This is a genomic window from Sorangium sp. So ce385, assembly GCF_051474135.1.
Classification (GTDB): domain Bacteria; phylum Myxococcota_A; class Polyangia; order Polyangiales; family Polyangiaceae; genus Sorangium; species Sorangium cellulosum_D.
In genome coordinates this window covers 8,718,208-8,735,614 of sequence record NZ_CP150337.1, presented here as the reverse complement: position 1 = coordinate 8,735,614, position 17,407 = coordinate 8,718,208, and the positions used below count along the sequence as shown (strand labels likewise).

The following is a 17,407-nucleotide window of genomic DNA, read 5'->3' as shown; positions in this document are numbered from 1 at the left end:
CCCTGCTCGGCCCCTCGGGTCCACCTCCTCGATTTGGCCCTTCCGTCGCGGGGCCAGCCCTCCTAAACCGGTAAACCATGTCCTTCACGCTCCGCGATCCTGCCGACTGCCGCTGGGACCTCGTCTCCCTCGGCGAGGTCATGCTGCGCCTCGATCCCGGCGACGGTCGGATCTCGACCGCCCGTGGCTTCCACGCCTGGGAGGGCGGCGGCGAGTACAACGTCGCGCGCGGCCTCCGCCGGTGCTTCCGGCTCCGGTCGGCGATCGTGACCGCCCTCGCGGACAACCCCGTGGGGCGGCTCATCGAGGACCTCATGCTGCAGGGCGGCGTGGACCTCTCGCACCTGCGCTGGGTGCCCCACGACGGCGTGGGGCGGACCGTGCGCAACGGCCTGAACTTCACCGAGCGGGGCTTCGGCATCCGCGGGGCGGTCGGCGTCTCGGACCGCGGCAACACCGCCGCGTCGCAGCTGAAGGCCGGCGACATCGACTGGGACGCGATCTTCGGCCGGGAGGGCGCGCGGTGGTTCCACACCGGCGGCATCTTCGCCGCGCTCTCCGAGACCACGCCGGGCGTCGCCAAGGAGGCGATGGAGTCGGCCCGGCGGCACGGGGTCGTCGTCTCCTACGATCTGAACTACCGCCCTTCGCTCTGGAAGTCGATCGGCGGCCAGGCCCGCGCGCGGGAGGTCAACCGCGCGCTCGCGCCGTACGTCGACGTGATGCTGGGCAACGAGGAGGACTTCACGGCGGCCCTCGGCTTCGAGGTCGAGGACCTCGACGAGGGGCACAAGAACCTCCATGTCGGCGCGTTCGAGGCGATGATCCGGCGCGTCATCGAGGCGTTCCCGAACATCCAGGCGGTCGCGACGACCCTGCGCGTGGCGACGTCGGCGACGCGCAACGACTGGAGCGCGGTGCTGTACCAGGGCGGCCGGCTCTACCAGGCGCCGGAGCGCAAGGATCTGGAGATCTACGACCGCGTGGGCGGCGGCGACTCGTTCGCCTCCGGCCTGATCTACGGCTTCCTCGCGGGCAAGGGGCCGCAGTGGGCCGTCGACTGCGGCGCGGCGCACGGGGCGCTGGCGATGACGACGCCCGGCGACACCACGATGGCGTCGCTCGACGAGGTCCTCAAGGCGATGAAGATGGGCACGGCCCGGGTGGATCGATGAACAAGCAAGACGTGCTGGGGTGGATCGGTCGCACGCGTGTCGTGCCCGTCGTGCGCGCGGGCTCGGCCGAGGAGGCGCTCCAGGCGGTCGAGGCCCTCCTCGAGGGGGGGATCGACGTCCTCGAGATCACGATGACCGTGCCCGGCGCGGTCGAGGTCGTGCGCGAGGTCGCGGCGCGCCACGGCGAGCGGGCCCTGGTCGGCGCGGGCACCGTGCTCGACGCCCGCACCGCCGAGGCGTGCGTCGAGGCCGGGGCGCGCTTCGTCGTCAGCCCCGCGCTCGACGAGGGGACGGTGAAGGCGTGCCTCGCGATGAACGTGGTGAGCGCGCCCGGCGCGCTCACGCCGACGGAGGTCGTGGCGGCGCACCGGGCGGGCGGGGACGTCGTGAAGGTGTTCCCCTGCGACGCCCTCGGCGGCGCCTCGTACCTCAAGTCGCTCAAGGCGCCTCTGCCGCACATCCCGCTCATGCCCACCGGCGGCGCGACGCTGCAGAACCTCGGCGCGTTCCTCGCCGCGGGCGCGGTGGCCGTCGGCGTCGGCAGCAACCTCGTGGATCTCAAGCTGCTGCGCGAGGGGCGGCGCGACGAGCTCGTCGCCCGCGCCCGCGCGTTCCGCGAAGCGGCCCGCCAGGCCTGAAGCGGCAACAGGAAACGTAAGCGCCGTTCGCCGCGTCGAGCTCTCCCGCGCTGCCGGGCAGAGATCGACGCGACGCCGGGCCGTGATCCGTCCGGTGTAGTTCAATAAAAATGTCAATAAAATCAATCACTTGCGGCGCCAGTGAGGATTCCCGGCGCCGTCGAACACCAGGGGCTTCGGACATGAACCAATCGAAGGTTGCGAACCTGTTGGGTGCGTCGATTCTCTTCGCGGCGGCGGCCGCGCACGGCCAGGCTCCCCCGCCGGCGCCGCCGCGGGGCGCGGCGCCTCCGCCCGCTGCGCCTGCTCCGGGTGCGCCTGCTCCGGCGGCTGCGCCCGCGGCGGCTGCGCCCGCGGCGGCTGCGCCCGCCCCGGCGGCCGCGGCTGCTCCGGCGGCGGCGGCTGCTCCGGCGGCGGCCGCGCCGGCAGCGGCGCCGGCCGCTCAGCCGCCGGACGCCGGCATGACGCAGCTGCCGACCGGCACGCAGGCGCCGGCCACACCGCCGCCGATGCCGGGCACCGGGCCTGCGGCCGCGGCCCCGCCGCCGGCTCCCCCCGCGGACCTGGCGAAGGCGCCTGCCGCGACGCCCGTTCCCGTGACCTCCAAGTGGAAGGCCACGATCTACGGGATGGCGGAGTTCGACATCATGCACGACTCCACCCAGAGCTTCGGCGAGTCGGTGGGGGCGACGGTGATCCAGCGCGAGGACACCTATGCGGGCAGGCACGCCCGCACGCATTTCACGACGCGGAACTCCCGGCTCGGCGTCAAGGTGAGCGCGCCCGAGTACGAGGGGTTCAAGACCACCGCCGCCCTGGAGCTCGACTTCTTCGGCAGCCAGCCGCCCAACGTCTCGGAGGCGGCGCTGGTGAGCAGCGGGACCTTCCGCCTGCGCCAGGCGTACATCAAGGTGGAGTCGGATTACGTCGACGTGGTGATTGGCCAGACCTATCACCTGTTCGGGTGGCAGCCGTTCTTCTTCCCGGCCACCACGTCGTTCTTCCCGGTGATGAACCAGGTCTTCGGCAGGATGCCGCAGCTGCGCGTCGGCCACACCTTCAAGTCGGAGCCGTTGAACTTCGAGCTCGCGGCGGCGGCCGTCAAGCCGCCGCAGCGCGACTCCGAGATCCCGGACATCCAGGCGGGGATGCGCTTCGGCGTCAACGGCTGGAAGGGGATTCACACGCTGGGCGCGGGCGGGATGTTGATCGATCCGCTGTCCCTCGGCGTCTCCGGCACGTTCCGCCATTTGAAGGTGGCCGAGCACACCGCCGCCCCGCTCCACTCGAGGTCGGCCAACGGATACGCGATCTCGGTCGACGCGCTGATCCCGATTATCCCGGCGAGCGCGCTCGATGATCCGGGCAATGCGCTGACGTTGACCGGCTCGTTCTTCTCCGGCACGGGCATCGCGGACATCGTGGGCGTCGCGAGCAACGTGCCGAACCCGCCGCTCCCGGACGGCGCCGTGTACACGCCGGACATCGACAACGGGCTCGCGGTGTACGACGCGAACAACAACCTCAAGACCATCGGCTGGCGCGGGATGATGGTCGGTCTCCAGTACTATCTGCCGCCGTCGGGCCGCGTCTCCGTCTCCGCCAACTATACCCAGGGCTGGTCGGATCGGATCACGGCGGAGCACGGCTACAGGGACCTTCGCACCGCCTTCCGCGAGTCGCGCTACATCGATGGCAACCTGTTCGTCGACATCATGCCGGCCCTCCGCGCGGGCCTCTCGTTCCAGCGCTCGGAGCAGACCTTCGCCGACGACGTGACCGCGACCAACGAGCGCTTCAAGCTGTCGCTCTACAGCTTCTTCTGAGCGCCGCTCGGGCGCGCCTGGGGGCGGCGCTAACGCTCGCCGTGAGCTGACCTCATCAACCCGTCGACGCACGCTGGCCATGCGGAGGGGTCGAGGAGCTCCGAGGGATCGTACGATCCCGCGCCCGGCGCAGCTCCTGCGGGCGTGCCCAGGGCCTCCATGAGGCCGCGCAGGCCCGCGTCGGTGCCGCGCACGAGGCAGGCCACCATGGTGGCCGATTGCACGTAAAACAGGACCGCCTGATCCGGGAGGAGCGTGTACGGGATCGATTGCTCCATCACCTCGAGGGGCATGGGGGCATCCCTCACCTGTTCGAGTCGGGCCGGATCGAGCCACCAGGCTTCGCGCGCGACGAGCATGGCGATGCCTTCTTGCGCCCAGGCCGGCCCCAGGATTCCTTGGCTCATCAGGGCGTGGTGCGTGTATTCGTGCACGACGCTGGCCTGCACGTCGTCGTTATCGAGGACCACGTGCAGGGCGCCGTCGTAGTAGGCGACCACGTTGCGGTTGGTGCACGCGGCGGCCACGAGCAGCTCCTTGTCGAAGTACGCGAAGACGTCCGGAGGCTCGGGAGCGAGGCCCAGCTGCGCGAGCACCTCGCGTTCCGCCTGCTGGAGGTGATGCAGGAGAGGGAGATGCGCGCCTTCCGGCAGCCTGGGATCGACGTACAGCCGGCCGGCGCCGGGCAAGTCCGCGTTGCGGAAGCGCGCGATCAACGTCTGTCGGATCTGGGCTGCCTCGGTCGGGTCCGGGCACAGGCCAGGCTGCAACCGCCGCCGGAACACGGACTGGTCCAGCCGGCGTGCGCGGTGTGGGGCGGCGCTCGCGTGGGCGGGGGCTTCCGTGAGGGGGCGCTCGGACGAGCCCTGATCGACGGGCGCAGGCGGGGGTCCGGGCGGGATGGGGGGCTCCGGCCCCGGCGCCGTCCGCGCGGGGGGCTCGACGGAAGGGGAGCCGGGGGCTGGCCGGATCGGTGTCAGCGTGGGGATGGGGTGGGGCCGGTGCGCGCGGAGGGGGGGCGGCACGGGCGCCGGAGCGCCGGAGCTCCCGGCCGACGGCGTCGACCGAGGTTGGGCGGAGGCGCCGGCAGCTCCCGAGCGTCGCGCCGTCCACGCGACGCACACGGCCAAGGAGAGGACGGCGATCAGGCCCAGGCAGAGAACCAAGCGACGGCGAGCAAGAGTCACGGATGGCGGCAGCGCAAGGGTTGTGCCGAGCGCTCGGTGAGCGCCTCGTGGCGCGTGCGAGCGGCCGTCCTGCGTCACCTCTGTCGAAGGTGTCACACGCGGGGGGCATCGCCAGACGATCTGGCACCAGCGCTGCGCAATGAAGCGGGGGCGGTCCGCCGCGGTCGAGGGCGCCGGCGAGGGCTCAACCTGGGTCGAGGGCTCAACCTGGGTCGGGCGCCGGCGAGGGCTCAACCGGCGAGGGCTCAACCTGGGTCGGGCGCCGGCGAGGGCTCAACCTGGGTCGGGCGCCGGCGAGGGCTCAACCTGGGTCGGGCGCCGGCGAGGGCTCAACCCGGGTCGGGCGCCGGCGAGGGCTCAACCCGGGTCGGGCGCCGGCGAGGGCTCAACCCGGGTCGGGCGCCGGCGAGGGCTCAACCCGGGTCGGGCGCCGGCGAGGGCTCAACCCGGGTCGGGCGCGCCGAGGGCTCAACCCGGGTCGGGCGCCACATGGCGCGGCGCCTGCACCAACGAAGCAGCGCGGCGCTGACCGACCGACCGGCTGCAGGCGCAAGTCCGCAGGCGCGAGCAGGCGCCCACCAGGCGGGTCACTTGCCGTCCCGACGGGCTCGCCGCTCACGCTTGCGTGCGTTTCTGGCGACGCTGCTCGTGTTCGCGACGAGGCGCTCGGACGGCACAAGGCCGGGCTGGATCGCCCGAGGCGCCGTGGGAGACGCGCGCGCCGGCTCGCTCCGCGTCGCTGCGGGCTCGAAGAGCCTCTCGCCGCACGCCCATCGCGCGCTCGCCTCCGGTTCGCGGAGGGCGACGTCGACCGCGGTCGTGAGCTCGAGGGAGCGCGCGTCGAGCCCCGCTTCCAGGCACGCGACGATGATCGCGGACTGGGCGAGGCCATAGAGGATTTCGAAGGCAGCATGCCTGGGGACGGGCGTGTTCTGCGTTGCGTCCTCGGACGCGCGCCGGCACTGATCCCGATCGACCGAGTTGTGGAGGCGGCAGACCAGCGGGCGCACGGGGTAGATCGAGCACTCCGCGGTGCCGGCGTTCAAGAAGAAGCAAGGCGTCTGTTCACGCCAGCGCTGCGCCTCGTCGAGCGCGCGCGTCCCGTGCGACGCGCGGGCGATCTGGGCCTGCAGGCCCGCCAGGTCGTCGGCGGATCGGGTCCCGGCCAGGAAGGCTGCGATCGCGACCGCCTCGGGAGCCAGGACTTCGACCGCGCGCCCGCGACAGCACCACGAGCAACCGGGAGCGCATGCCGGCGCGTTGGCCACGGCGAGCTGCTCCAGATGGTGCGCGACGCGTGCCGCCGCGTTCACGCCGAGGACGCTGGGGGGTGCCGCGCCGCCCGCCAGCACCTCCTTGGCCCGCGCGAGCTCGGCCTGGAAGAAGGCCTGGAGGGCCGGGGAGGTCTGGGCCACGTGGGCGCGAATCGCCTCGCTCTCACGCCGTCCGCTCGCGGTCATCTTCACCTCCATGGGACTGTGGTGACGCGCGTGCGCTCTGGGGACAATAGAGATTTTTCGGATCTTCCAGGTCGAGAGGGGCCGGGTTGGGCGGGGCGACCGACCCAGGTTGAGGCGACCGACCCAGGTTGAGGCGACCGACCCAGGTTGAGGCGACCGACCCAGGTTGAGGCGACCGACCCAGGTTGAGGCGACCGACCCAGGTTGAGGCGACCGACCCAGGTTGGGGTGGGGGGCACCGATCCCGACGACCCAGTTCGCGATCCGGCACAGTACGTGCGTCCCCCGGGCCACCCCACGCGTCGACACGGCGTCGCTTTGCCATGACGGCGGATCGCACAAGGCTCGATCTTTCAACCTGCGTGTCTGCGACGCGCCCTTTCGGTGGAATGGCCACCACGATGAGCTTGACTTTCGGAACGCATCTGACTTCCTGGATCCTGCGGCTCTGTCCAGAATAGCTGTGTATTTTTGAAGGACGAGCAGGGAAGGAGACTCGCAGTGTCAAGGAAGCTTGCTTATGTCGACTCGGTCCGCTTCGCGCTCGCGCTCGCGCTCGGCCTGGCTGCGCTGGCGCATCCAGGGCTCCCCGGCACGGCCCACGCCGCGCCCCAGACGATCACCAATGGTACGCAGTTCCGGGACACCTCCGGCAACGTGGTCCACGCGCACGGCGGCGGCGTGATCAAGGTCGGCGATTACTACTACTGGTTCGGCGAGAACCGCGCCACCAAGTACGTCGACGTCTACCGCTCGACCGATCTGAAGAGCTGGCAGTTCCGCAACCACGTGCTCACGCCGAGCGCGCACGCCGAGCTGCGCTCGGCCAACATCGAGCGTCCCAAGGTGATCTACAACAGCTCGACCGGCCAGTATGTCATGTGGATGCACAAGGAGAACGCCACGGACTACGGCGAGGCCCGCGCGGCCGTGGCCACCTCCAGCACGGTGGACGGCAGCTACACCTACCGCGGCAGCTTCCGCCCGCTCGGGCACATGTCGCGCGACATCACGCTGTTCAAGGACGACGACGGCACCGCGTACATGATCTCGGCCGCGCGCGAGAACGCCGATCTGCACATCTACCGCCTCACGTCCGACTACCTGAACGTGAGCAGCCTCGTCCAGATCCTCTGGCCCGGCTCGTGGCGCGAGGCGCCGGCCATGTTCAAGCGCAATGGCGTCTACTTCCTGCTGACCTCGGGCGCGACCGGCTGGGACCCCAACCAGCAGAAATACGCCACCGCCACCAGCATCGGCGGCACCTGGAGCGCGCTCCAGAACATCGGCGACGCGACCGCCTACGGCTCGCAGACGGCGTTCGTGCTGCCGATCCAGGGCTCGTCGACCACCTCGTACCTGTACATGGGCGACCGCTGGGCCGGGGCGTGGGGCGGGCCGGTCAACGACTCGCAGTACGTCTGGCTGCCGCTCCAGTTCCCCAGCAACACCAGCATGACCATGAGCTACTCGGACCAGGTGACGATCGACGCCGCCACCGGGGTCGTCCAGGGCTCGGGCGCCACGTACGACCGGTTCGCCGCGCGGCACAGCGGCAAGTGCCTCGACGTGAACGGCGCCTCGACCGCCGACGGGGCGGTCGTGCACCAGTGGACCTGCAACGGCGGCAGCAACCAGGAGTGGCTGCTCCAGAGCGCCGGCGGCGGCTACTACCGCGTCGTCGCGCGGCACAGCGGCAAGTGCCTCGACGTGGTCAGCGGCTCGACCGCCGACGGCGCGGCCGTGAAGCAGTACACCTGCAACAGCGGCAGCAACCAGCAGTTCCAGTTCCAGGACGCCGGCGGCGGCTACTACCGCATGGTCGCGCGGCACAGCGGCAAGTGCCTCGATGTGGTCAGCGGCTCGACCGCCGACGGCGCGGCCGTGAAGCAGTACGCCTGCAACGGCGGCAGCAACCAGCAATGGGAGAGCTGGTGACGCAGCGCCGCGCGCCGCGCAGGCGAGGCACGACCCCCCGCGTCCGCGAGGGGCACGGCCCTCCGCCGGCGGGCGCCATCCGCTCGCTCCGCCCATGGAGAAATCTCCTGTGGGAGGACAGCTGCCGTGCCGCGTCGAAGCGCTGCTCAGGGGTCTTCGAGCCGCGTTCCCCGCTCGATTCCTGAGTATGCTGGCCGCCGGGACGGCGGGCTCGCTCGCCGGCCACGCTGGCTGCGAGGGGCGCCGGCGGAGGCCGGAGGGCGCCCGTCTCTGCAGGCGAAGGAGCGACGATGATGACGCCGAATCAAGCCGCCAAGGGATGTCCGGTGCTCCACTTCAAGCCGGACGCGCCCGGGTTCGACGCGAACCCTTACCCCGCATACACGGAGCTGCGCGAGTCCGCGCCGGTGTATTTCTGGCCGGACGCGCAGTCCTACGTGGTCAGCCGCTTCGACGACGTGGCGGCCGTGCTGCGCGATCCGCGCCTCGCGACCGACCCCGCGGCGGCCGGGCTGCCCGCGCCGGACGCGGCGCTGCCGGAGGCGATCCGCGGGCCGTTCGAGCGGTCGCTGTTCCGCCTCGCCCCCAAGGACCACGCGCGCGTCCGCCGGGCCGTGAGCCCCGCCTTCACCCCGCGCGCGTGCGACCGCCTGCGGCCGATGATCCAGCGCATCGTCGACGAGGCGCTCGCGCCCTTCGAGGGCAAGGGCGAGATCGAGGTCGCGGAGTTCGCCGACTTCATCCCCCTGCGCGTCATCTCCGCGATGCTCGACATCCCGGGAGACCACGAGAAGACCTTCCGGGACTTCGGCGAGGCGCTCATCAAGACCGTCGATCCGCGCCTCACCCCCGAGGCGTATGCGGCGGTCGTCGCCCCGGTGCCCGCGGGCATGGCGCTCCTCCGCGAGCTCATCGCCGAGCGGCGCGGCCGCCTGGGCGACGATCTGCTGAGCACGCTCATCCGCGCCGAGGCCGAGGGGGACCGGCTGAGCGAGGACGAGATGCTCGGGCTCGTCGCCGCCATCATCGCTGCCGGCTCGGAGACCACGGTGCATTTCATCTGCTTCGGCGTCATGTCGCTGCTCTGCGTGCCCGAGCGCGCGGCCGCGGTGCGGGCCGAGCCCGCGCTCCTGCGCAGCGCGATGGAGGAGCTCCTGCGCTTCGACAATTTCGGCAAGGGAGGGGTCGTGCGGTACTGCACGGAGGACGTCGAGATCGGCGGGGTGAACATGGCCAGGGGGTCGATCATCGTCGCGATCCTCCCGGCGGCGCTGCGCGATCCCCGCGCCATCCCCGATGCGGATCGCTACGACCCGCGGCGGCAGCACGAGGAGATCCTGAGCTTCGGCCTCGGGCCCCACTACTGCCTGGGCGCGTCGCTCGCGCGGCTCGAGGGGGAGGTCGCCGTCGGCACGTTGCTCCGCCGCTACGCGGCAATGCGGGTCGTCGGCGAGCCGGCGTACGCGGGGCATCCGACCCTCCGCAAGCTCGCGTCGCTGCGCGCGGCGGTGACGCCCGCGGCGCGGCCCGAGGTGGCCCGATGAGCCGGATCGTCGTGGACCGGGATCTCTGCGAGGCCAACCAGGCCTGCATGCGGGCCGCGCCGGAGGCCTTCCGCGTGGACGAGGAGGACCGGCTCCACGTCCTCCTGACCGAGGTGGACCCGGCGCTGCGCCCGAAGATCGAGCGCGCGGTGCGGGCGTGCCCGAAGCGAGCGCTCGCGATCGTGGATTGAGGGGCAGATTTTCCGAAGGAACATCGCCTCCGGCGGCATTCAGCCTGGCAGCGTGACTCCTGGGCTTCTCCCGGAACATGGCTGACGAAGCGGAACGGCCCTGCGCCGGCCGTTCCATCGCGTTCGCCGCCGCTCACGCTGTCGTTTCGGACAACCCTTCTCCGATCGGAGGCTGCTTCCATGTTCATGTCACCCTCGACGGTCTCATCGTCACGACGGACCGGAGCGTCGAAGCGGGCCCTGCAAGGGCTGACGCTGAGCTTGCTCTGCATCGCCGGCAGCGCGCACGCCCAGAACCACCCGTTCGGTAGCCACCACCAGGCCTACCACGCGTCGACGTTGCGCGTGTCGGCCGGCCAGGCCACGGCCGACAGCGCGACATCAGATTTTTACTGGCAGTGGAAGAGTCGCTACGTCGAGCCCGGTTGTCGGCCGGACGAATACCGCATCCGGGCCAGCACGGGCGACGGCGCTCACGTCGTGTCCGAGGGCCAGGGATACGGCATGCTGATCGCCGCGATGATGGCCGGGCAAGACGCCCAGGCTCGGACGATCTTCGACGGCCTGCACCGCTACAACCGCCGTCACCCCAGCCAGAACAACCCCGACCTGATGGCGTGGGCGCAGGACTCCAGCTGCAGCGACATCCTCGACCACGACTCGGCCACGGACGGCGATCTCGACATCGCCTACGCGCTGCTGCTCGCGGACGCGCAATGGGGCTCCAGCGGCGCGGTCGACTACGCGGCCGAGGCCACCCGCGTGCTCAAGGCGATCGCGGCGAGCAACGTCAACCCGACCACGCGGCTGGTCAACCTCGGCGACTGGGCCAGGTGGCCGGACGATCCGACGTATTATTACGCCACGCGCAGCTCCGACTGGATGCTCGGCCACTTCCGCAGCTTCATCGGCCGCGCAGGCACCGACTGGTCGCAGGTGCTGAGCGCGCACCAGACGCTGATCGAGACGATGCAGAATCGGTACGCCAGCTCGACCGGCCTGCTGCCCGACTTCATCGTCAACACCCACACCACGCCTCGCCCCGCCGACGCCAACTTCCTCGAGGCGCCGCACGACGGCAGCTACTCCTGGAATGCGGCCCGCGTGCCGTGGCGCCTCGGCATCGACGCCGCCATCAGCGGCGACGCGCGCTCGCGCAACGCCGCCAGCCGGATCAGCCGCTGGATCCGCGGCAAGACCGGGGGGAATCCGAGCAACATCCGCGCCGGATACACCCTCGCCGGCCGCGCCATCGAGCCCTACAACGACATGGTGTTCATGGCCCCGTTCGCGGTCGCGGCCACCACCGACGCCGGCGGTCAAGCGTGGCTGGACAGCCTGTGGAACGAGATCGTCTCCACCGCGCCCACCGAGGACTATTACGGCGACACGCTCAAGCTGCTGTCGATGCTGTGCGTCTCACGCAACTGGCTGACGCCGTGATCGAACGGAGCGCCGCGCCCGCGGTCGCGGCGCAGAGGGCCTCGACCCGCATCGGCGGCTGCGCCTCTTCCTTTTTCTAGCGCGGACCGATGAGTCTCGCCCGGCGGCCGGGTCTCTACCTCCGGACGGCTTCGACGCCGCCCTTTTCCGGAGGCCACCATGTCCGCTGTCTCGTCCGTCGCTTCGCCCGTCCCCGCCGAGCTCTCCCCCCGCATCGCCGCGCGCGGGATCGACGTCCTCGTCCTCGCCGCCATGGACGTCGGTCTCGGCCAGCTGATCGGCTACGGCTTCGACTGGTTGCTCCTCGGCTCCGCGCTCGTCCTCGCGTACTTCACCCTGCTCGACGCCGCGGCGGGCACGACGCCCGGCAAGCTCGCGCTGGGCCTCCGGGTCGTCGGCCCGGATGGCGGCCGGCCGTCGCTGAAGCAGGCGCTGATCCGCGAGGCGTTCACGCTCGTCGGCTCGATCCCGGTCCTCGGGCCCCTGCTCGCGCTCGCCGTCTGGACGTGGATCGCCAAGACGATCCGCTCGAGCCCGCTCCGCCAGGGCAAGCACGACCGGCTCGCGGGCGGCACGCGGGTGGTGCGCGTCCGGTAGGCGCGCCCCGAAGCCCGTCGAGGCCGGTGAGGGCTCCGTACACCACAGCACATCATCCCAGAGCTCCCGCTCTGCCGCAGAATTGGTATTGGGCCATACGCATGTGGCTCACGGCGCGTCGCCGGCGCGCCCTTCCCTCCTCGTCGCCGGTTGGTCCCGCGAGCCGCATGCGATAGAAGTGGCGAGACAGTGATCCGGAAGGCGCGGGGGGCAGAGGCGAAGCACCTTGTTCCGTCATCTCCTGGGCCTTTTGCGCTCTCTCGTCGCGCCGCTCGACACCTCACGAGACCGCTTGTCCGACGCGAGCGGCGCCTCGTGCGCACCCCCGCCCCGGCAGAGCTCCTCAGGCAGAGACGATGGCCCTACTCTCCCGATACACGCTCGATGAGCCGATCCACGAAGGCAGATCCTCCATTCTGTACAGGGGGCGCCGCAGCGCCGACGGCGTCCCGATCGTGGCCAAGGTCCTGAGGAGCGAGTACCCGGAGCCGCGGGAGATCGCCAAGCTGAGGCACGAGTTCGCCATCCTGAAGCAGCTCGTCCTGCCGGGCGTGGTGCTGGCCCACGCGCTCGAGAAGCACCACCACGGCGTGGCCCTCGTGCTCGAGGACACGGGCGGCCGCTCGCTGGCCCAGGTCATCGCCCGGGAGCGCCTCGGCCTGGAGACGGTCCTCCGGATCGCCGTGTCGCTCGCGGACACCCTCGGCGCGGTGCACCAGCGCAACGTCATCCACAAGGACATCAAACCTCACAACATCCTTGTCCGGATGGACGAGCCGCGCTCGGTCAAGCTCGCCGATTTCGGCATCGCCACGCGCCTGTCGCAGGAGATCCAGCGCGCCCAGGCGCCCGACGCCCTCGAGGGCACGCTGCTCTACATGGCGCCGGAGCAGACCGGGCGGATGAACCGCGTCGTCGACCGGCGGACGGACCTGTACTCGCTCGGCGCCACGCTCTACGAGCTCCTGACCGGAAAACCGCCCTTCCCGGTCACGGACCCGCTGGAGCTCGTGCACAGCCACATCGCGAGGACGCCGCCGCCGCCGCGCGCGCTCGCGCCGGAGGTGCCCGAGGTGGTCTCGGACATCGTGATGAAGCTCCTGTCGAAGGCCGCGGAGGACCGCTACCAGAGCGCTCAGGGGCTCGAGCACGACCTCGCGGAATGCCTCGCGAAGCTCGAGTCGACCGGGCGCGCCGCGCCGTTCTCGCTCGGCCAGCGGGACGCGTCGGGCGAGCTGCGCCTGTCGCAGAAGCTCTACGGCCGCGACGCCGAGCTCTCGACGCTCGCGTCCGCCGCCCTGCGGGCCGCCGCGGGCGCGCCCGAGCTCGTCCTGATCTCGGGGCACGCGGGCGTCGGCAAATCGGCGCTCGTGGGCGAGCTGCCCAGGATCCTCACCGGCGAGCGGCGCTCGTTCCTCCTCGCCGCCGGCAAGTTCGAGGAGCTCTCGCGCGGCACGCCGTATGTCGGCGTCGCCCGCGTGCTCCAGGACGTCGTGCGGCAGATCCTGGCGGAGCCGGCGGAGGCGATCGCGCGGCAGCGGGCGGCGCTGCTGCGCGCCGTCGGCCAGGGCGGCCAGGTGCTCGTCGACCTCGTCCCGGAGCTCGCGCTCCTGCTCGGCCCCCAGCCGCCGGTCCCGGAGCTCGGCCCGACCGAGGCGCAGAACCGCTTCGCGCTCGTCGTGCAGCGCTTCTTCCAGGCGCTCACCGCCGAGCGGCCGCTCTGCCTGTTCCTCGACGACCTGCAGTGGGCCGACCCGGCCTCGCTCAAGCTGCTCCCGCTCCTCCTCGCGGGCCGGACCAGAGGCCCGTCGGAGCGGGACGGCGGGCACCTGCTCGTCATCGGCGCGACCCGCGCCGGCGAGGTCGACGCGGCGCACCCGCTCGCGGCGGCGCTCGAGGCGCTGCGCGAGGCGGGCGGCGCCGTGCGCACGATCGAGCTCGGCCCGCTGCCGCTCTCCGACGTCACCCGGCTCGTCGCCGACACCCTGGCCTGCGGCGAGGAGCGGGCCGCGCCGCTCGCCGCGCTCGTCTTCGAGCGGACCGGGGGCAACCCGTTCTTCCTGAGCCAGCTGCTGCTCGCGCTCCACGAGGCGGGAGAGCTCGCCTTCGACGAGCGCGAGGGCGCCTTCTCCTGGGACCTCGATCGCCTCCGGGAGCGCGGCCCCGCGGGCGACGTCGTGGCGCTCATGGCGAGCAAGATCGAGCGGCTCGCGCCCGAGACGCAGCGCGTGCTGAAGCTCGCCGCCTGCGTGGGCCACGAGTTCACGCTGAAGCTGCTCGCGACGCTGCACGGGAAGTCCCCGGTCGAGACGGGCCGCGATCTCTGGGGAGCGCTGCGCGAGGGGCTCGTCCTGCCGAGGGATCCCGAGTACCGCCTCCTCTACGACGATCGCACCGCGGCGTCGTTCGACGTCTCGTACCGGTTCTTGCACGACCGGATCCATCAGGCCGCGTACGCGCTCATCGAGGGCGATCTCCGGGAGGAGGCGCACCTCACGATCGGCCGCCTCTTGCTGGCGAGCGGCGACCGCGAGGTCGACGAGGACCACCTGTTCGCCGCCCTGCGCCACCTGAACCTCGTCGCGGCGCGGCTCGACGCGCCGCACGAGCGGCGGCGCCTCGCGGCCTGGAACCTGACGGCGGGGCGGAAGGCCAAGGCGGCGACCGCCTACCAGGCGGCCGCCGCTTACCTGCGCGCCGGGATCGCGGCGCTGGGGGAGGCGGGCTGGGAGGCTCAGCCCGACCTCGCGTTCGCGCTCCGGCTGGAGCGGGCCGAGTGCGAGTACCTCGCCGGCGATCACCGCGCGTCGGAGCGCCTGTTCGAGGAGCTCCTGCCGCGCGCGGGGACCCGCGTCGAGCGGGCGCGCGTGCTCAGGCTCCGCGCGGTCCTCTACCTCACCTCGAGCCGGTTCGCGGACGCCGTGAGCGCCGGGGTCGAGGCCCTCGCGCTCTTCGGCATCGCCGTGCCGAACGGCGAGGGCGCGCTCGGGGCCGCGTTCGCCGCGGGCCTCGAGGAGGTGAGCCGCAACCTCGCCGGCCGGAGCCCCAGCGACCTCGCCGCTGCGCCGGAGATGACCGATCCGGACGCGCGCGCCGCCTGCGAGATCCTCTCGACCCTGATCCAGCCGGGGCCCCTCATCGGCCCCGTCCTCTACGGGTTCCTCAACGTCACGCAGATCAACCTGTTCCTGAAGCACGGCCACACCGAGCTGTCGGCGTACGGCGCCATCTCCTTCGGGTTCATGCTGGCGATGGTCCTGGAGCGGCACGACGAGGCCCGCGCGTTCAGCGAGCTCGGCCTGGCGCTCCAGGAGCGCTTCAGGAACGACGGCCTCGCGTGCAAGCTGAACGAGCTCATCGGCGTCTTCAGCCACTTCTTCCGGCCCGTCCGCGCGTCGCTCGCCTACCTCGATCGGGCGCAGCAGGCCGGCCTGGAGTCCGGAGACTTCCTCTACCTCTCGTACGCGCTCTTCCACGCGGTCGCGATCCGGCTCTGCGCGGGCGACGAGCTCGGGGCGGTGCGCACGGACGCGGGCAGGGGCGTCGAGCTCACGCGGCGCACGCAGGTGGCGATCTGCGCGGCCGGGCTGCTCCTCATGAAGCAGGCGGCCGCGAGCCTCGCCGGGGAGACCGAGGGGCCCCTCAGCCTGAACGGCGACGGCTTCGACGAGGCCGCCTTCGTCGAGGCGCACCGGGGGCCGGACGCCGAGTTCATCGCCTGCGCCTACTACCTGCTGAAGGCCGAGCTCGCGTACCTCCACGAGGAGCACGAGGCCGCGCTCGCGATGGCCGCGGAGGCCGAGGCGCGGAGCGCGAGCGGCAACAACCTCTACCTCCTGACCGAGCTCTCGTTCTACGTGTGCCTCGCGATCCTCGCGGCGGGCGCGCCCCCCGAGCCGGCCGCGCCGGCCGAGCGCGCCGACGCGCTCGCGCGCCACCGCGCGAAGGTCGCGGCGTGGGCCGCGCGCTGCCCCGAGAACTTCCAGCACAAGCACGCGCTCGTCCGCGCCGAGGCGGCGCGCGCGTCGGGCGAGGGCCTCGACGCCGCGCTGCCGCTCTACGACGAGGCGATCGAGGCGGCCCGGCAGAACGGCTTCGCGCACCACGCGGCGCTCGCGAGCGAGCTGTGCGCGAGGCTCCTGCTCGAGCGAGGCAGGCCGAAGCTCGCGCGCGTCTACATGACCGACGCCTACTACGGCTACCTCCAGTGGGGGGCGACGGCCAAGGCGGCGCGGCTCGCGCAGCGCCACGCCCACCTCCTCCTGTCGGGCGAGCCGGCGGCGCGCTTCGTCCCGTCGGCCACCGTCTCCAGCTCGTCCAGCAGCACCGGGGGGCTCGGCTTCGACGCCCTGTCCGTCCTCCGCGCGGCCCAGGCGATCTCGGGCGAGATCGTCCTCGACCGGCTGCTCGAGCGGCTCGTCGAGATCCTCGTCGAGAACACCGGCGCGCAGCGCGGGATCCTGCTCCTCCAGCAGGGGGGCGCGCTGCGCGTCGAGGCGGTGATCGCGGTGGCTCCGGAGGAGCGGGCGGTCGGCCCCGACGCGGCGGCGCGGGTGGGCGACGCGCTGGCCATGAGCGTCGTGCGCCACGTCCAGCGGAGCCGGGAGCCGGTCATCACGGGGTACGCCGCCGCCGGGCGGCGCTTCGCCGACGACCCTCACATCGCCGCGAGGCGGCCGAGGTCGATCCTCTGCCTGCCCCTCGCGCACCAGGGCCGCCTCGCGGGGGTGCTCTACCTGGAGCACGACGCGCTCGGCGACGCCTTCTCGCCGGCGCGGCTGGAGATCCTCCGGGCGCTCTCGTCGCAGGCGGCGGGCGCCATCGAGAACGCGCAGCTCTATGCCCGCGTGGAGGCGATGCGAGAGGAGCTCCAGCGCTCGAACGCGTCGCTCGCGCGGGAGGTCGCGTCCCAGACCGAGCAGCTCCGCGCGTCCAACGAGCAGCTCACGCGCGAGCTCGCCGAGCGGGAGCGGGCCGAGCGGGAGCGGGCCGCGCTCCAGGAGGAGGTGCTGCGCGCGCACAGGGCCAGGCTGCTCGAGCTGTCGAGCCCGATCATTCCGATCACCGACAGGATCCTGGTCATGCCCCTCATCGGCCAGATGGATGCAGAGCGCGCGGAGCAGATGCTCTCGACGGCGCTCGAGGGAGCGGCGGCGCATCGGGCCGAGGTGGTGATCATCGACATCACGGGGATCCGAGCGGTCGACACGGGCGTCGCGAGCACGCTGCTCAGGGCGGCGGGGGCCCTCCGGCTGCTCGGCACCCGGGTCGTGCTCACCGGGGTGCGCGCCGAGGTGGCCCAGGCGCTCGTCGCGCTGGACATCGACCTCGGCGACCTCGTCACGATGGGGACGCTGCGGAGCGGCATCGCGTACGCGCTCCGCCGCCCGGGCGGCTAGCCTCGAGGG

The 17,407-nt window shown here is 72.1% G+C and carries 11 protein-coding genes; 9 read left to right on the top strand and 2 right to left on the bottom strand.

What is annotated here, in order from left to right; genetic code table 11:
- Positions 1-77: 77 nt before the first annotated feature.
- The 3 genes from WME83_RS31740 to WME83_RS31730 all read left to right on the top strand — a co-directional run bounded on the left by WME83_RS31740 (position 78) and on the right by WME83_RS31730 (position 3,639).
- Positions 78-1,175, top strand: a complete 1,098-nt coding sequence (locus WME83_RS31740; protein WP_437313448.1) for a PfkB family carbohydrate kinase — start codon at positions 78-80, stop codon at positions 1,173-1,175.
- The gene (locus WME83_RS31735; protein ID WP_437313447.1) at positions 1,172-1,813 is read left to right on the top strand and encodes a bifunctional 4-hydroxy-2-oxoglutarate aldolase/2-dehydro-3-deoxy-phosphogluconate aldolase; all 642 of its coding nucleotides are present in this window, start codon (positions 1,172-1,174) and stop codon (positions 1,811-1,813) included. The genes WME83_RS31740 and WME83_RS31735 overlap by 4 nt, the downstream gene beginning before the upstream one ends.
- A 461-nt stretch (positions 1,814-2,274) precedes the next feature.
- Entirely contained in the window at positions 2,275-3,639 is a 1,365-nt protein-coding gene (locus WME83_RS31730) for a hypothetical protein (RefSeq protein WP_437313446.1), read from the top strand.
- 29 nt (positions 3,640-3,668) lie between these two features.
- Here the strand turns inward: WME83_RS31730 and WME83_RS31725 are convergent, their stop codons facing one another.
- Together WME83_RS31725 and WME83_RS31720 are read right to left on the bottom strand one after the other, a co-directional pair.
- A complete protein-coding gene (locus WME83_RS31725) occupies positions 3,669-4,355 on the bottom strand; it encodes a translation initiation factor IF-2 (RefSeq protein ID WP_437313445.1) in 687 nt (228 codons plus the stop codon).
- Positions 4,356-5,413: 1,058 nt separating this feature from the next.
- A complete protein-coding gene (locus WME83_RS31720) occupies positions 5,414-6,628 on the bottom strand; it encodes a YkgJ family cysteine cluster protein (protein WP_437313444.1) in 1,215 nt (404 codons plus the stop codon).
- A 219-nt stretch (positions 6,629-6,847) separates the two neighbouring features.
- Here WME83_RS31720 and WME83_RS31715 point away from each other — a divergent pair, with 219 nt between their 5' ends.
- The 6 genes from WME83_RS31715 (at position 6,848) to WME83_RS31690 (ending at position 17,398) form a co-directional block, all read left to right on the top strand.
- On the top strand, positions 6,848-8,224 hold the full coding sequence (locus WME83_RS31715) for an RICIN domain-containing protein (RefSeq protein ID WP_437322073.1): 1,377 nt from the start codon (positions 6,848-6,850) through the stop codon (positions 8,222-8,224).
- Positions 8,225-8,514: 290 nt separating this feature from the next.
- Positions 8,515-9,768, top strand: coding sequence for a cytochrome P450 (locus tag WME83_RS31710; protein WP_437313443.1), 1,254 nt, complete (start codon positions 8,515-8,517; stop codon positions 9,766-9,768).
- Positions 9,765-9,959: a ferredoxin gene (locus WME83_RS31705; protein ID WP_437313442.1), complete on the top strand. Its 195-nt coding sequence runs from the start codon at positions 9,765-9,767 to the stop codon at positions 9,957-9,959. Before WME83_RS31710 ends, WME83_RS31705 begins: the two co-directional genes overlap by 4 nt.
- A gap of 180 nt (positions 9,960-10,139) precedes the next feature.
- Positions 10,140-11,402, top strand: a complete 1,263-nt coding sequence (locus WME83_RS31700; protein WP_437313441.1) for a glycosyl hydrolase family 8 — start codon at positions 10,140-10,142, stop codon at positions 11,400-11,402.
- A 159-nt stretch (positions 11,403-11,561) separates the two neighbouring features.
- A complete protein-coding gene (locus tag WME83_RS31695; protein WP_437313440.1) occupies positions 11,562-11,999 on the top strand; it encodes an RDD family protein in 438 nt (145 codons plus the stop codon).
- 356 nt (positions 12,000-12,355) lie between these two features.
- Entirely contained in the window at positions 12,356-17,398 is a 5,043-nt protein-coding gene (locus tag WME83_RS31690) for a protein kinase domain-containing protein (protein ID WP_437313439.1), read from the top strand.
- Positions 17,399-17,407: the final 9 nt, after the last annotated feature.

Excerpts from the sequence above, each read along its gene's own strand:
- WME83_RS31740 (WP_437313448.1), top strand. The coding sequence starts at position 78 with ATGTCCTTCACGCTCCGCGATCCTGCCGACTGCCGCTGGGACCTCGTC.
- WME83_RS31735 (WP_437313447.1), top strand. The coding sequence starts at position 1,172 with ATGAACAAGCAAGACGTGCTGGGGTGGATCGGTCGCACGCGTGTCGTG.
- WME83_RS31730 (WP_437313446.1), top strand. The coding sequence starts at position 2,275 with ATGACGCAGCTGCCGACCGGCACGCAGGCGCCGGCCACACCGCCGCCG.
- WME83_RS31710 (WP_437313443.1), top strand. The coding sequence starts at position 8,515 with ATGATGACGCCGAATCAAGCCGCCAAGGGATGTCCGGTGCTCCACTTC.
- WME83_RS31705 (WP_437313442.1), top strand. The coding sequence starts at position 9,765 with ATGAGCCGGATCGTCGTGGACCGGGATCTCTGCGAGGCCAACCAGGCC.
- WME83_RS31700 (WP_437313441.1), top strand. The coding sequence starts at position 10,140 with ATGTTCATGTCACCCTCGACGGTCTCATCGTCACGACGGACCGGAGCG.
- WME83_RS31695 (WP_437313440.1), top strand. The coding sequence starts at position 11,562 with ATGTCCGCTGTCTCGTCCGTCGCTTCGCCCGTCCCCGCCGAGCTCTCC.
- WME83_RS31690 (WP_437313439.1), top strand. The coding sequence starts at position 12,356 with ATGGCCCTACTCTCCCGATACACGCTCGATGAGCCGATCCACGAAGGC.